This window comes from Tsukamurella sp. PLM1 (assembly GCF_023168325.1).
Classification (GTDB): Bacteria; Actinomycetota; Actinomycetes; order Mycobacteriales; family Mycobacteriaceae; genus Tsukamurella.
This window is the reverse complement of record NZ_AP025688.1, coordinates 3,455,993-3,470,674: the sequence shown is the minus strand read 5'-3', so window position 1 is coordinate 3,470,674 and position 14,682 is coordinate 3,455,993. Positions and strand designations below refer to the sequence as shown.

The following is a 14,682-nucleotide window of genomic DNA, read 5'->3' as shown; positions in this document are numbered from 1 at the left end:
TCGATGATCCTAGGGTCAGGCGCGTCGCGCGCGGTACGCGGCCACGTTGAGCCTGTTGTTACAGCCGTCGTCGCAGAACCTGCGTGAGCTGTTGCGGGAGAAGTCCACCAGGACTCCCGCGCAGTCGGGGGCGGCGCACCGTCGCAGGCGATCGAGCGCCCCGGCGCGCACCATGTCCACCATGCCCATCGCGGGCTCCGCCAGGAACCTCTCGGCTATCGGCGTCGCGTCGTTCCAGCCGTGCAGGTGGTACGGCCAATCGTCGTGGCGCACGAGCTGCGGCAGTACGGCCGCGTCGCGCAGCATCCGGTTCACCAGTTCGACGGTGCGCGGCTCGTCCCCGTCCGCGTCCCACAGGCCGCGCAGCACCCGGCGGGCGGCGTGCACACGGTCCAGTTCGTCTGCGCGCAGCGGGATGGGACCGGTCCAGCCCCAGCGCTCGACGAACGCCCGCAGCGAGGCGACGTCGGGGAGGCGCTCGGCGCGGCCCGTGCGCGCGTCGGGGGCGGTGTTCACCAGGTCGGCCGCGCTGGCGAGCGCGGATCGGGTGTCGTAGGAGAACATGGCGTCCGAATGCTAGCCCGAGCGTCGTTGCGGTCGCTACTCTCATCGGGTGTCCAGCCCCCTTGGAATCACCCCGGACGAGTCCCTCCGGCAGGGACTACAGAGTCGCCACATCAGCATGCTCGCGCTGGGCGGTGCCATCGGCACCGGCCTGTTCGTGGCGTCCGGCGCCACGATCCATGACGCGGGCCCCGGCGGCGCGCTCGCGGCGTACGCGCTCATGGGCGTCATGGTCTTCTTCCTCATGCAGAGCCTCGGCGAGATGTCGGCGTACATCCCGTGCAGCAATCCCTTCGAGGAGTACGGCACCCGCTTCGTCAGCAAGTCGTTCGGCTTCGCCGCCGGTTGGAACTACTGGTTCAACTGGTCCATCACGCTGGCCGCGGAGGTGGTGGCGGCCGGCCTGATCATGAAGTTCTGGCTGCCCGACGTGCCCTCGTGGATCTGGTCGCTGATCTTCATGGCCGGCCTGCTCGCGTTGAACCTGTTCGCGGTCAAGGCGTTCGGCGAGGCCGAGTTCTGGTTCGCGTCGATCAAGGTGATCGCCGTGGTGATCTTCCTGATCGTCGGCGCGCTCATGGTGTTCGGCGTGGTCGGCGGTCCGTCGCCGGGGTTCGAGAACTGGACGATCGGCGACGCGCCGTTCGTGGACTGGCCGCTGGGCATGCTCTCGGTGTTCCTCATCGCCGGATTCGCGTTCCAGGGCACGGAGATGATCGCGGTCGCGGCGGGCGAGGCCGTGGAGCCCAAGAGTGCCATCCCGAAGGCCGTGCGCACGGTGTTCTTCCGGATCCTGCTGTTCTACATCGGCACGCTCACGATCATCGCGTTCCTCATCCCGTACACGAACCCCGACCTGCTGGACGCGTCCGACGAGAACGTCGCCGTCGCCCCGTTCACCCTCGTGTTCAAGCTCGCGGGCATCGACGCCGCCGCGTCGATCATGAACGCCGTCATCCTCGTCGCCATCCTGTCGGCCGGCAACGCCAGCCTGTTCGCCGCCACCCGCGCGCTGTACGGGCTGGGGCTCGACGGCAGCGCCCCGCGGATCTTCGGCCGGGTCAGCCGCACGGGCGTGCCCGCCGCGGCGGTGGCCGCGACCGCCGCGATCGGTGCGCTGTGCTTCATGGCCAGCAAGGTGGGCGACGGCAAGGCGTACACGGTGCTCGTCACCGCGTCGTCGGTGGCGGGCTTCGTCACCTGGATCGGCATCGCCTGGGCGCACTACCGCTTCCGCCGGGCGTGGAACGTGCAGGGCAAGGATCTTGCGGTGCTGCCCTACCGGGCGTGGCTGTACCCGGTGGGGCCGATCGTGGCGCTGCTCATGTGCGTCGCCGTGATCGCCGGCCAGTACTACGTGGCCGTCCGCGGCGGCGAGGAGGGCGGCTGGGAGCTGTGGCTCACTTCGTACGCCGCGCTGATCCTGTTCCTCGGCCTGTGGTGGGGCCACAAGGTGATCACCCGCACACCGACGGTCGACCCGGCCACCGCGGATCTGACGCCCGTCGCCGCGGCCTCGGCGCACCACGATCCCAACCGCGTCGGCTGAGCCCGTCTCCACACCCGTTCGTCGCGCGCCTGTGACTGTGACGCGTTAAGATCGCGTCAATACATGTAAGAGGTGAACGATCGGAACGGTTATGTCTGGTAGCGCTGTCTTCCCGCGGGTCGTGGTTGAACAGGCCCGGAGCTGCTCGTGGGCGACCACGCTCGAGCGCGCTCGCGAGATGGTCCCCGTCAACCCGGGGGACGTGAGCCTGGCCGGAGCCGTCGAGGCCCTGCGGCACCGCGGGACGACGGTGTGCGACGGCCTGTTCCCGCAGGTCACCGTCGATTCCCTGGACGGCACGGACGTGTACGTGATCCCGCACCTGGCCCGCGCCGGGGTCGAGCGCACGACGGGCGATCTGCCGCCGGTGTACGCGCCCGACGAGCTGGATGCGATCGACGCCTACGTGCGGGCCGGGGGCGGTCTCGTGGTGCTCGCGGAATGCGATACGGCCACGTCCGGCAACAACCTGTCCGAGCTGCTCGCGCGCTTCGGCGTGAGCGTCGAGTCCGTGGTGGTCCAGGAGGCGCCCGGGGATCGGCGGCACGGCGGCAACGCCACGTGGGTGCGCTCGGTGGTCGCGCCGGAGCTGGACGGGCAGGGCATCGCCGCGTCGGTCGAACAGGCGTGCTTCTACCGCACCGGCGTTCTCGACGTACCCGCCGAGGCCGTCGTGCTCGCCCGCACCAGCCCCACCGCTTCGCCGGGCGACCGCCCGCTCGCAGCAGTGCTGCAGGTGGGACTCGGTCGCGTGGTGGTGTTCGCCGATTCGGACCTGTTCGGCGACGACTGCATCGACGACTTCGACCATCGCGCGCTCTGGGTGAACGTCGTCACCTGGGCGGCGGGCGCGCACGCCGACGGTGCCGCCCGCCACCCGTCGGGCGCAGCCGGGACGGCGGACTGGGCGGCGCTCAAGGCCGCGGTCGAGGAGTTGCGTGGGCTCCAGGGCGACGACGGGGCCGTTCCCGAGCCCGCGGCGCACCCGCGTGCGGCGGAGCTGGTCGACGAGATGATCGCCCGGATCGAGGCGCTGGCACCGCTGTTCGCGCACGACGCCGAGTACCTGGCGGCCCTGCCGCGCGACTTCCGTCGCTGGGCCGAGGGCGGGTTCGGCCGGCCCGACTTCGGGGCGTCGCTGGCCGCGTTCCGCCCGGACCTGGACCGCGCCGACGGTGCCGAGCATCTCGTGGTGTTCCCCATGTACACGCAGAACGGCAACGCGGGCAAGGTGTTCGAGGCGGTGCTGCTGAACGTGGTGTGGCCGTCCTGGCTGGCCGAGGTGGAGCGCCGGTACGACAACGCGCAGTTCCTCCCCGTGACCTTCGAGGACTTCACGCCCGGCTACGACACGAACTCCGCGGTGCTGTTCCCCGAAACGGTCACGGTGGCGCAGACCCCGCAGTTCCACTGGGGCGCCATCTTCTGCGACCGCGAGGCCGCGCGGTTCCGCGCCGTCACCGGTGCTGCGGCGGAGATCCTCTCGCTGCGGCTGCCGCCCGACGGTGCGCGGCTGGTCGCCTCGCAGGCCCTGGCGCAGAACGCGTTCGCGCTGTGGGACCTGATCCACGACCGTACGCACAGCCGCGGCGACCTGCCCTTCGACCCGTTCATGATCAAGCAGCGCATGCCGTTCTGGCTGTACTCGCTCGAGGAGCTGCGGTGCGACCTGACCACGTTCCGGGAGGCGCACCGGTTGGCGGGGGAGGGCAACCCGTACGGCCTGCCGGTGCAGCTGGCCATCCTGTGCGACCGGCTGTTCCGCTTCCCGATCACGGGTGAGCGGGTGCGCAACTACGACGGCCTCGGCGGCCAGTTGCTGTTCGCCTACCTGCACCGACACGGCGCGCTCCGCTGGCGCGACAACCGCCTTTCCTTCGACTGGAAGGCGTTGCCGGGGCAGGTGATCGCGCTCGGCGAGGAGATCGAGGAGTTGTACCGCACGGGCATCGACCGGTCCAAGGTGGGGCAGTGGCTCGCCACGTACGAGTTCGTCTCGTCGTACGTCGCGCCCGGCCCGGGTCGGTCTGGGCGGAGGGGCGCAAGGCACTCCCGCTCGACGGTGAGCCGCGCGCCCTGGTCGACCTCGTCCTGCCGGACGAGTTCCCGCTCAACGTGTTCTACGAGGCGCTGCGCCGTAAGATGCGGCCGGTACTCGAGTCCGTACGCGGGATCACCGCGGCGGGTCCGGCGTCGACGTCGAGGGAGGTGACCGCATGAGTGGAGTCCAGGGGCGCACCGTCGTGGTGACGGGCGCGAACGGCGCGCTCGGCCAGGAGGTCGTGCGGCGGTTGGTGGCGGAGGGCGCGACGGTCGCCGCGATCGTGCGCGGCGAGGTGGCTGCGGAGATCGCCGAGCTGCCGGGTGTCTCCGGCTACCGCGCGGACCTGTCCGATCACGCGGCCACCGCGGATGCGGGCCGGGCGATCCTCGCTGAGCACGGCGGAGTCGACGGCCTGCTGCACCTGGTGGGCGGCTGGCGCGGCGGCACGCCGATCGACGAGGCGGACCCGGCCGACTGGGACTTCCTGGAGCAGGGGCTGATCCGCAGTCTGCAGAACACCACGCAGGCGCTCTACCCGGCGCTGGCCGCGAGTTCCGATGCGCGGGTGGCGATCATCTCGTCGGTCTCGGTGGCGAAGCCGACGGCGTCCAACGCGGCGTACGCCTCCGCGAAGGCGGCGGCGGAGGCGTGGACGCTGGCGCTCGCGGACGCCTTCTCCGGCGGCTCGGCCGCGGCCGTGATCCTGCGGGTGATGGCTCTGCTGACGCCGCAGATGCGGGCGGATCAGCCGGAGCGGAAGTTCCCGAGGTACACGCCGATCGGCGATGTCGCCGAGCGACTCGTGGGCCTGTGGGACGTGCCGGTCGGCGAGGTGAACGGCACCGTCGTCACCCTGGTGCCGGAGCCGGGGGCGGGCGCGTGACCCGGCTGCACGATCCCGCCAGGCGCGGGTTCGCGAGCGACAACTACGCCGGCGTGCTCCCGGAAGTCCTTGCGGCCGTGGCCGAGGCGAACCTCGGTCACCAGGGCGCGTACGGCGGGGACGTGTACACCGCGGCGCTCGGGGAGCGGGTCGTCGAGCTGTTCGGCGCGGGCGCGCAGTCGTTCCCGGTGTTCAACGGCACCGGCGCGAACGTGGTCGCGCTGTCCGCGGTGAGTGACCGCTGGTCGGCCGTAGTGTGCGCGGACACCGGGCACATCCACGTCGACGAGGGCGGCGCCCCCGAGAAGCTCGCCGGCCTCAAATTGTTCGTCGTCCCCACCGAGGAGGGAAGCTGACCCCCGAGGCGATCGCCGCCGCGGTCCCGGACCGGGCCGGCGACGTGCACTGGGCCCAGCCGCGGGTGCTCTCGGTGGCGCAGTCCACGGAGCTCGGCACCGTCTACACCCCGGACGAGCTGCGGGCACTGGCGGAGTACGCCCACGAGCACGGCTGGCTGCTGCACATCGACGGTTCCCGGCTCGCCAACGCCGCCGCGAGCCTGTCGGTTCCGCTGCGCGCCATCACCACCGACATCGGCGCCGACATCGTGAGCGTGGGCGGCACCAAGTCCGGCCTGCTCGGTGCCGAGCTCGTGGTGGTGTTGAATCCCGATGCGGCGCAGGGGATCGAGTACGTGCGCAAGCTGTCGATGCAGCTCGCCTCGAAGCAGCGTTTCCTGTCCGCTCAGTTCCTCGCCCTGTTCTCCGACGATCTGTACCTGCGGGTCGCCGGGCACGCCAACGCGATGGCGCGGCTGCTGGCCGAGCTGGTGGGCGGGATCGACGAGGTCGAGCTCACTCAGCCCGTGCAGTCCAACGCCGTGTTCGCGGAACTCCCGCACGCCGCCGCCGAGGCTCTGATGGAGCGGGTCCCGTTCTACTTCTGGGACGAGGTCCGCGGCGAAGTGCGCTGGATGTGCTCCTGGGACACCACCGAGGACGACGTCCGCTCCTTCGCCGACCTGGTCCGCGCCCGGCTCGCCTGAGCCGGGAACGACTCCCTCGGCGCTTGACGCCGCCGGAGCGGCGGATCTACGCTTGAATCAGATCGAACAGAAGTTCTAGTCATGTCTTCCCCGTGGCTCGGCTTCCGCACTGATCGGCAATGCGGATCCGAACGTAGGGGAGGGGACTGACAAGTGTCCGTTGCACGAGTTCGCGCGGTGCAGGGCGACCGTGAGGAGAAGCTGGCGGAGCTGCGCAAGCGGCTCGCGGCGCTGCCGGACAGGCACCGTCCGGCCAAGGAACAGGCGCCGCCCGCGGCGCCGGTGGGGGAATCGTCGCAGTTCACCAGGGCTGCGTACCAGTTCTCCGGGGCTGTCCTCCCGGTGCACGAGGAGCTGGCGCGGCTGCTCCCGGCGGCGGCCTGCCGCGCGGCAGCGTGGCAGTGCTCGACGGCGCGGGCTCGCTCGCGGTGTCGCTGGTGGCCTCGGTCTCGCGGGCCGGATCGCGGGTGGCGCTGTGCGGGGTCTCGGGTTTCGGTATGGCCGCGGCCCTCGAACAGGGGGCCGATCCGGAGCGCATCGCCCTCGTCGAGGGCCCGCTGGCAGACCCGGTGTCGGTCGCGTCGATCCTGCTCGACGGTGCCGACGTGGTCCTGTGCGCCCTCGGCGGCATCGCGGTGCCGCCCAGCCGCGGCCGGGCCATCGCGGCCCGCGCCCGCACCCACGGTTCGATCCTGCTCGTCACGGGCGGCCGGTGGGACGGTGCCTCCCTGCACCTCGGGGCCCGGGTGCGGGGCTACACCGGCCTCGGCAGCCGCCCCGGGCGCGGCCGCATCCGCGGCATCGACCTGGTGTTCTCCGCCCGCGGCCGCGGCTGCGCGAACCCGCAGCGCGGCGCGGCACCGTCGGCGGGCCTGGCGGTGGCCGGTGAGCACGCGGTCGCCCTCTGCTCCTGCGCAGCCGCAGCGCATTCTCGCCCTGTGGTGCCCGGACTGGCCGGCCGCCGCGGCGGCCGCGGATGCCGACCTCGCCCCGGACCGCCCCGTCGCCGTGCTGTACGGCAACCGGGTGGTCGCGTGCAACGCCCCGGCCCGAACGGAGGGTGCGCCGCGGCATGAAGCGCCGCGAATCGCAGGCCCGCTGCCCGGACGTGCACATCGCGCAGGCCGACGAGGGACGCGACGCGCGTGTCTTCGAGCCTGTGGCCGGCGCCGTGGCCGCGCTGATCCCGCTCATCGAGGTGCTCCGACCGGGTCTGATCGTGCTCCCGGCCCGCGGCGCCGCCCGGTTCTTCGGCGGCGAGGAGCAGGCCGCCGAACGCCTGGTGGACGCCGCGTCCTCGGTCGGCGCCGAGTCCCTCGCCGGTGTCGCCGACGAGGTGTTCACCGCGGCGCTGGCCGCCCGCCGGGGCGTGAACGTCGCGCCCGGCGGGTCGACCGCCTTCCTGGCCCCGCTCCCCATCGCCGAGCTCGGTGCCGAGCCCGCCCTGGCCGCCGAGGACCGCGCCGAGCTGATCGACCTGCTGCGCCGGCTGGGCCTGCGCACCGTCGAGGCCTTCGCGGAACTGTCCGCGACCGACGTTGCCACCCGGTTCGGGACCGACGCGATCGCGGCGCACCGTCAGGCCCGGGCGGTGGCCGACGAGGCCGCCGTCCACCGCGCCCCTGCCTCCCGGCCTGGAGGTGGAGCTGCGGCCCGATCCGCCGATCGACCGGGTGGACGCGGCGGCGTTCGCCGGCCGCGCCCTCGCGGCGGAACTGCACGGCAAGCTGTCCGCCGCGGGCGTGGCCTGCCTGCGGTTGGAGGTGTCCGCGATCGCCGAGAACGGCGAGCGGAACACCCGCATCTGGCGGTGCGCGCAGCCGCTCACCCCGGACGGCACGGCCGATCGCGTGCGCTGGCAGATCGACGGCTGGCTCACCGGCGGCCGGTCCGCGAGCCGCTCCGCGGAACAGGGAGGGCCGGCCCGGGCGCCCCGATCTCGCTGCTGCGGCTCGAGCCGGTGGAGGTGGTGGACGCGGGCGCGCTGCAGGCCACCCTGGGCGGCGACCTCGACGACGGTGCCGAGGGCGCGGCCCGGTTCCGTCGTGCCCTGGTCCGCGTGCAGGGCCTGCTCGGCGGCGAGGCGGTGCGGGTGCCGGTGCGCAGCGGCGGCCGCGGCCCCGCCGAGCAGGTCGCTTGGATCGCCCTCGGCGACGAGCAGGTCCCGGCCCGGAACCCCGATGCGCCGTGGCCCGGCCGGATGCCGCAGCCTGCGCCGGCGCGGTTGATCGCCGGCGCCCCCGTCATGATGACCGACGCCGCGGGCGAGCCGGTGCGCGTCACCGAGCGGGGTGGCTTCACCGGCGAACCCACGCATCTGGCGTGGGGCTCGCGCGGCTGGGCGCTCAGCTGGTGGGCCGGGCCGTGGCTGGTGGACGAGCGCTGGTGGGAGCCGCCGCCGCGCCCCGGGCCGGGCCCAGGTCCTGCTCGAGCCCGCCCCCGGCCGGGACGACGGTCGCGCTCTGCTGCTGCAGTACGCCGGAGGATGGGAGGTGGAGGGCGTGTACGAGTGAGCGCCCGCCGCACGGCGACTACGCCGGCCGGTTCACGGTGCCCATGATCAGCGGCAGCCCGGTCGCGGTGTCCACCACGGAGTAGGCGAACGCGCGGTCCACGGCGAACGGAGCCGGGCCGGGCGCCGGCTCGGGGGCCGGCGGCGTCCCGGGGGCGACGGTGTCCGCCGCCGTCCCCTTCTCGCCCACGGTGAGCACGGCGGCGGCGCGGGCGTCGGCCACCGTCGGAGCGCCCGGCGCGATGCCCGACAGCCCGGGCCCGGCGAACAGGTCCGTCAGGCCCACCTCGCGGAGCGGGTCGGCGAGCGCGGTCCACGCGGCGGTGCGCCATTTCGGCAGGCTCACCTCGTGCGGGGCCGACGGTGCCGCCGCGAGCGCGACCCGCGCTGCGGTGAACCGGGCCTCGGTGGCGGCGTCGGCGAGCGCGATCCCGGGCGCGGGCAGCACGATCTGCAGCGCCAGCGTGGTGCCGTAATCGAGCTGCAGCGCGGTGAAACCGTCGCCGGCGGCCACCCGGGCGGGCAGCGTGCCGTGCATCGTCGGCGGGTCGAGCACCGTCCCGTCCGCGGCGGTGAACAGGGCCGGGCGGGTGCGGGCCGGGTCGAACCCGAAGCGCCACGCCGCGGCCAGGTACGCGGTCGCCGCCGCCGCGAGCCGGGTGCCGCCGTCCACGCGCAGCGGGGCCGAGGTGAGCGCGCTGCCGGTGTTCACCGCGACCCACTCGCCCAGCGGCTCGCTCACGTCGAGGCCGAAGTCCATCGGGTACACGCCCGTGCCGTACGCGGCGGCCAGCGCGTCCAGGTAGTCCGGCTTCACCGCGGGCTCCTTGGCCGTCAGCAGCGCCACCTGGGACTGGAACAGCGGCGCCGCGGGCGGCGTGGCAGCCGGCACCGTGCCGGGGTCGCCCGCCCACTGCGCGGTCTGGCCGGTGAGCGCGGCCATCGCGCGGGGAGGTCCTTCGCGGCGCCGAGCCCGGCACCGTCGAGCTGCGCGGCGGTGGAGCCCTCCGCGCCCGCCCGGAGCATGCCCAGCAGGCTCAGCACCGACCAGGACGGCACCGCCGTGCTGCCCGCGCGGGTGTCGCGGGTCGCGAGCCGCGCCCCAAGACGCGTGGCCGCGGCGACCAGCGCGGTGACGTCCTGCCGGGTCTCGTCGATCCCCACCTGCTCGAAGGCCTTCTCGGACCGTTCGAGGGCCAGGGCCTTCGGGCTCGACGGTGCGCCGCCGCACGCCGCGAGGGTGGTCGCGGCGAGCAACGCGATCGCGGCCCGTCGGAAGTGCATGACGGCCAGCCTATCGGTCGAGCAGCTTCCGGCCGTTGTGCCACAGGACCTTGCGCATCCACTCGTCGCCGAGGCCCAGGCGCGCGAGACCGAACAGCTGGTGCGCGTACTGGTACGGGATGTTGGGGAAATCGCTGCCCAGCACCACCTTGTCGGCGAGGGCGCCGAGCCGCTCCACGTAGCCCGGCGGCATCGGTGCGCTGCGCTCGGTGAAGTCGGTCGCGGCCATGGTGGTGTCCAGGTACACGTTCGGGTGCTGCTCCGCGAGGTCGGCGAACCGGTCGTACTCCGGCATGCCCAGGTGCGCGATCACCAGCGTCAGGTCCGGGTGCCGGCGCAGCACCTCGGCGACCCGGTCCGGCCCGGTGTACGGGCCCTCGATGGGGCCGGACCCGGCGTGGATCACCACGGGGATGTGGTGGCGCGCCAACACATCCCACGCGGGGTCCAGCAGCGGGTCGTCGGGCGCGAACACGCCCACCTGCACGTGCATCTTGAACAACCGCGCACCGTCGGAGACGGCCCGGGCGACGTAGTCGCCCACGCCGGCTCGGGGTAGAGCGTGGCACAGTGGATCGCGTCGGGCACGCGCCGGGCGAACTCCGCACACCAGTCGTTGAGCCACACCGCCATGCCGGGCTTGTGCGGGTACGTGAGCGCGGGGATCGCGGTCACCCCCATGCCGCGGATCAGCCGGAGGCGGGTGTCCTCGTCGAACCGGTACTCGATGGGCCACTCGCGGCCGTACTCGGTGCTCGCGCGGTCGAAGAAGTCCCACACCTTCACCAGCATCGGCTCGGGGAGGAAGTGCACGTGGATGTCGGCGAGGCCGGGGAGGCCGAGAGCGTCCAGATAGGCGGGGATGTCCGCGTCGGTCACCGGCCCGGAGTGGTGTGCGGTCGGCTCATGCGACCAATGTAGCCACGCCGGTGATCCGCCGTTCACCGAAATCGGTCACGAGTAGGCTTTCCCGGAAAACGACACAGGAGGGCACGGTGCCGGACACGGACGACGCGCGATGGCTGTCCGCCGAGGAGATGGCGGCCTGGCTGCCGCTCATCAACGTCGCGATGCGCCTGCCCGCCAAGCTGGACACGCAGCTGCGCGCCGATGCCGGGATCACCCACTACGAGTTCATGGTGCTGACACAGCTCTCCCAGGCGCCGGAGCGCACGCTCGGGCTCTCCGCGCTGGCCGAGGCGGCCAACTCGTCGCCGTCCCGGCTGTCCCACGTCCTGCGCAAGCTGGGGAGCGCGGCTGGCTCGTACGCCACGCGGACGGCCGGCAGGCGTCGGCGGAGCTCACCGACGCCGGGCTCGCAGCGCTCGACGGTGCCGCCCGCGGCCACGTCGAGGAGGTGCGGCGGCGGGTGTTCGACCATCTGTCCCCGCGCGATGTCGCCGCACTGGAGAAGGCATTGGTGAAGCTGGGGCCGGCGCTCGCCGAGGGACCCTGAGCCGGGCGAGGCGGCCGGAGTCAGGCGACCGCGGCCACCGCCCGGAGCGCGAGGTCGCGCGGCGCCCGCAGCCGCGTCGTCAGCGCGACGTGCCGCATCGCCCGGGAGAGCAGCATCGTGCGCTGCCCTGCGCGCCGGCGCGCCTCCTCGTAGGCGCGTAGCGCCGTGGCTGCGGCACCGCCGGACCCCGAGGCCGTGGCTGCGGCACCGTTGAAGTCCCCTGCCGCGCCCAGAGCGTCGGCGAGCGCCGCCGCGTCGAGCAGTGTTTCGCACGCGCCGCGGCCAGGTTGGGGGCCATGGCGTGCGCGGCGTCGCCGATCAGCGCGACGTTGCCGCGCACGATCCGCGGCAATCGCGGCAGATCGCGGGAGCGGTAGTGCAGGGCGGTCGCCTCGTCGATCCCCTCGATGGTCTCGAGCACGCGCGGCGCCCAGCCGTGGTACAGCGCGCGGAGGAACGCCCGCGGCTCGGTGCCCGGGTCCGCGGTGCCCGCGGGGACCGCTCGCGGGTCGAACTCGGAGTACCAGTTGATGTAGCCGCCGTCGCGCGGCGTCACGCCGAACAGTCGTCCCGGCCCCCAGAATTCGGTGAAGACGTCGGTCTCGCCGGGGCAGCGGCCGATCAGGACGTCCACGCCCAGCGGACGCGGATCCACCCGGCGCCCGAGGACGTGCGTGCGGGCGATGCTGCCGATCCCGTCGGCGCCGACGATCACGTCGTGGTCGAGCCCCGCGAGAGCGGCGCGGCGGTCGCCGAAGCGGACCGTCGGTGCGCAGGCGGCGAGGGCCTCGAGGAGCCGGGGACGGGAGATGATGACGGTGGCGCCCTTCGCCCGGACCTCCGGCCCCAATCTGTGCCCGTCGCGGCTGCGGATCTCCGCGGTCCGCTGGTCGATCCCGATCTCGCGCACCCGGGGCGCCGCGCCGACCCGGTCGAGGACCGCCATGGCCTCGGGCCACATGCCGAGCGCCGTGCCGGTGCTGGGGAGTGAATCGGCGCGCTCGAAGACCTCCACCTCCCAGCCCTGGGCGGTGAGGAGGGCCGCGGTGGCGAGTCCGCCGATGCCGCCGCCGATGATCGCTGCCGTTGCCATCGGGTCACTGTACTACATATGTAGTAGTTGTACTGTTGCGCCTCATGGGACGGCGGGACGAGGTGCTCGACGCGGCGATCGAGGTGCTGGGCACCGTCGGGCTGCGCGGCCTCACGCACCGGGCCGTCGACGGTGCCGCCGGCGTCCCGTCCGGAACCACGTCGAACCACTTCCGGTCCAGGGGGTGCTCGTGCGCGGGGTGGTCGAGCGGCTCGTCGAGCAGGATTTCGCCTTCTGGTCCGGGTTCGACGGTGCCGCCCCGGAACCCGGGTTCGACGGTGCCGCCCCGGAACGCGGGAACGACGGTGCCGCCCCGGAACCCGGGTTCGACGGTGCCGTCCCGGAACCCGGGTGCGACGCGGTGCTGGCACGGATCGCGGCGTACGTGCGCTGGTCGGTGACCGACGGGCGGGTGCGCAGCGTCGCCCGGTTGAACCTGTTCGCGGCGGCGGCGGTCGAGCCGGAACTGCGCGAGCCGTTGCGGCGCGGGCGCGCTGAGGTGGAGCGGATGGGGGCGTCGATCGGCGCCGCGATCGGGCTGGGGGAGGTGGCGTCGGCGCTGGTCATGGACGTGTGCGACGCCCTGATCTCCCGGCAGCTCGCGATGCCGGACGATGCCTTCGATCCGCAGCCGGCTCTCACATCGCTGCTGTCCGCGCTCCTCCCGACCGATGGCAACGATTCGAACACAGTTAACGAAGAGTGGCGTAGATCATAGAACACGTGTATGATTGACGTATGGCACTTCCGGCGGCGTTGCGCGAGTTACCCGGGGATCTGATTCCCGGGAGGCTGGCCGGTGCGTCCGGGGAGCGCGCGATCTCGGAGCTGGTGTTCGAGCGTCGGCGCAGCGAGAACATGGCCTACTGCCACACCCTGGTGAGTGTGTATTCGCTGCACAGGTCGATGTACGCGGATCAGGAGGCGGAGTATCTCGCGGGACCGGGCGATTACGCGGCGGCGGTGGCTGCGCGGCGGAGGTTGTCGGCGGCTGCGGAGGCGTTGCAGGCGCAGGTGTCCACGCTGCTGCGGGTCGGCCAGACGGCGGCGTCGCACGTGATCGAGGTCGCGATCGGCATGGTCGAGCGGGTGCCGCAGGTGTTCGCGCTGGTCGGGCGGAACGTGATCTCGGCGAAAGCCGCGGAGACCGCGCTCGGGGCGTCGCGGACGCTCACTGCGGAACAGGTCCGGCAGTTCGATGCGGCGCTGGCGGATCGGCTGACGGTCGAGTACGAGGTGCTGTCGCTTCCCGCTTTTCGGGAGGCCGCCGACCTGCTGGTCAAGCGGATTGATCCGGAGGCTGTCGAGCGTCGACGCAGCCTTGCTGAGCAGGACCGGCGGATCACGTTCCGGCCGGCGGAGGACGGCATGGCGGCGGCGTTCGCGCTGCTCCCGGCGGCCGATATGAGCGAGGTATCGGCGCGGGTGGAGTACATCGCTGGCACGGTGTGCGATGCGGATCCGCGCACCGTGCCGCAACGCCAGGCCGACGGATTCGCGCAACTGATCCGTGGGTACTCGACGTTGGGCTGCCTGTGTGGGGCCGAGGGCTGCAAGTATCGGACGGCTCGATATGCGGGTGAGCCGGATGCCGATGGCGCGGTCACGCGGTTCATCACGATGATCAACGTGGTGGTCAACGAGAGGGCCTCGTGGAGCCTGCGCCGGCTGAGGCGTCAGCCGCCGGTCGGGCTGCGGCCGACCGTGATACGGCTGAATCCGCCGAATCCGGGCCCGGTCCGCGCCCACCGCATCCGCGCCCACCGCATCCGCGCCTGCCGGATTCGCGTACCTGGCGGGGTACGGGCCGATCGCTGCAGAGCACGCGCGGGAGCTCGCCGCGCGCTCGGATGCGAAGGTGCGCGAGTTCGGTGAGCGTATCCCCAAGCCCTTCTCCACTCCGGGCCTCGACGCCGAATGTCCGGCCGCGGTGAGCGACACGGCTCAGGCGAGCGGCACGGCTGACGCCGAAGCGCCGCACGGGACGATCGACTTCGCGTGGGAGTGGGCCCAGATCGTGCTCGGCTTCGTGCTGCATTCGGGGCCCGATGGGGGCGCCGGTCCCGACAGTTTCGCCGGTCCGGACGGTCCCGCCGGCGGTGGGCCCGACGGTGGTGCTCCTGACGGAGGTGCCCCCGACGGCGGCGACGCTCCTGATCCTGGTGGCTCACCTGATGGCGGTGGTGGACCTCCCCGCGGCGGCGGCGGTTCCGGTCCGGATCCGGGTCCTCAGGACCCGCGGGCGTTGGTGC

The 14,682-nt window shown here is 72.9% G+C and carries 10 protein-coding genes and 3 pseudogenes; 8 read left to right on the top strand and 5 right to left on the bottom strand.

Annotation, left to right across the window (positions count from 1 at the left end; all coding sequences use genetic code 11):
* Positions 1–15 precede the first annotated feature (15 nt).
* Positions 16–564 (bottom strand): CGNR zinc finger domain-containing protein, encoded by a 549-nt coding sequence (locus tag MTP03_RS17800; RefSeq protein WP_248489352.1) that lies wholly within the window; start codon positions 562–564, stop codon positions 16–18.
* A 49-nt stretch (positions 565–613) separates the two neighbouring features.
* Between MTP03_RS17800 and MTP03_RS17795 the strand changes: the two genes are divergently transcribed.
* The 5 genes and pseudogenes from MTP03_RS17795 (at position 614) to MTP03_RS17770 (ending at position 8,598) form a co-directional block, all read left to right on the top strand.
* The gene (locus MTP03_RS17795) at positions 614–2,113 is read left to right on the top strand and encodes an amino acid permease (protein WP_305852765.1); all 1,500 of its coding nucleotides are present in this window, start codon (positions 614–616) and stop codon (positions 2,111–2,113) included.
* Between the two features lie 91 nt (positions 2,114–2,204).
* A pseudogene (locus tag MTP03_RS17790) lies at positions 2,205–4,333 on the top strand (DUF6421 family protein).
* The gene (locus tag MTP03_RS17780; protein WP_248489350.1) at positions 4,330–5,040 is read left to right on the top strand and encodes an SDR family NAD(P)-dependent oxidoreductase; all 711 of its coding nucleotides are present in this window, start codon (positions 4,330–4,332) and stop codon (positions 5,038–5,040) included. The pseudogene MTP03_RS17790 and the gene MTP03_RS17780 overlap by 4 nt, the downstream one beginning before the upstream one ends.
* Positions 5,037–6,085 (top strand): annotated as a pseudogene (locus tag MTP03_RS17775) (low specificity L-threonine aldolase). Before MTP03_RS17780 ends, MTP03_RS17775 begins: the two are co-directional and overlap by 4 nt.
* A 927-nt stretch (positions 6,086–7,012) precedes the next feature.
* A pseudogene (locus MTP03_RS17770) lies at positions 7,013–8,598 on the top strand (DNA polymerase Y family protein).
* Positions 8,599–8,616: 18 nt separating this feature from the next.
* Here the strand turns inward: MTP03_RS17770 and MTP03_RS17765 are convergent.
* From MTP03_RS17765 to MTP03_RS17755, 3 genes are read right to left on the bottom strand one after another with little or no spacing between them, the layout of a single operon-like run.
* Positions 8,617–9,540, bottom strand: coding sequence for a serpin family protein (locus tag MTP03_RS17765; RefSeq protein ID WP_248489349.1), 924 nt, complete (start codon positions 9,538–9,540; stop codon positions 8,617–8,619).
* The gene (locus MTP03_RS17760; RefSeq protein ID WP_248489348.1) at positions 9,432–9,881 is read right to left on the bottom strand and encodes a hypothetical protein; all 450 of its coding nucleotides are present in this window, start codon (positions 9,879–9,881) and stop codon (positions 9,432–9,434) included. The genes MTP03_RS17765 and MTP03_RS17760 overlap by 109 nt, the downstream gene beginning before the upstream one ends.
* Before the next feature lie 10 nt (positions 9,882–9,891).
* Entirely contained in the window at positions 9,892–10,617 is a 726-nt protein-coding gene (locus MTP03_RS17755) for an amidohydrolase family protein (RefSeq protein WP_371820798.1), read from the bottom strand.
* Between the two features lie 259 nt (positions 10,618–10,876).
* Between MTP03_RS17755 and MTP03_RS17750 the strand changes: the two genes are divergently transcribed.
* Positions 10,877–11,305 (top strand): hypothetical protein, encoded by a 429-nt coding sequence (locus tag MTP03_RS17750; protein WP_248489346.1) that lies wholly within the window; start codon positions 10,877–10,879, stop codon positions 11,303–11,305.
* 111 nt (positions 11,306–11,416) lie between these two features.
* On the opposite strand, the gene MTP03_RS17745 is transcribed toward MTP03_RS17750, so the two are convergent.
* Complete coding sequence (locus tag MTP03_RS17745) at positions 11,417–12,430, bottom strand: NAD(P)/FAD-dependent oxidoreductase (protein WP_248489345.1); 1,014 nt, start codon at positions 12,428–12,430, stop codon at positions 11,417–11,419.
* Between the two features lie 184 nt (positions 12,431–12,614).
* Here MTP03_RS17745 and MTP03_RS17735 point away from each other — a divergent pair, with 184 nt between their 5' ends.
* Both MTP03_RS17735 and MTP03_RS17730 read left to right on the top strand, forming a co-directional pair.
* Entirely contained in the window at positions 12,615–13,148 is a 534-nt protein-coding gene (locus MTP03_RS17735) for a hypothetical protein (protein WP_248489344.1), read from the top strand.
* Between the two features lie 20 nt (positions 13,149–13,168).
* Positions 13,169–14,305: a DUF222 domain-containing protein gene (locus MTP03_RS17730; protein WP_371820797.1), complete on the top strand. Its 1,137-nt coding sequence runs from the start codon at positions 13,169–13,171 to the stop codon at positions 14,303–14,305.
* Positions 14,306–14,682 lie beyond the last annotated feature (377 nt).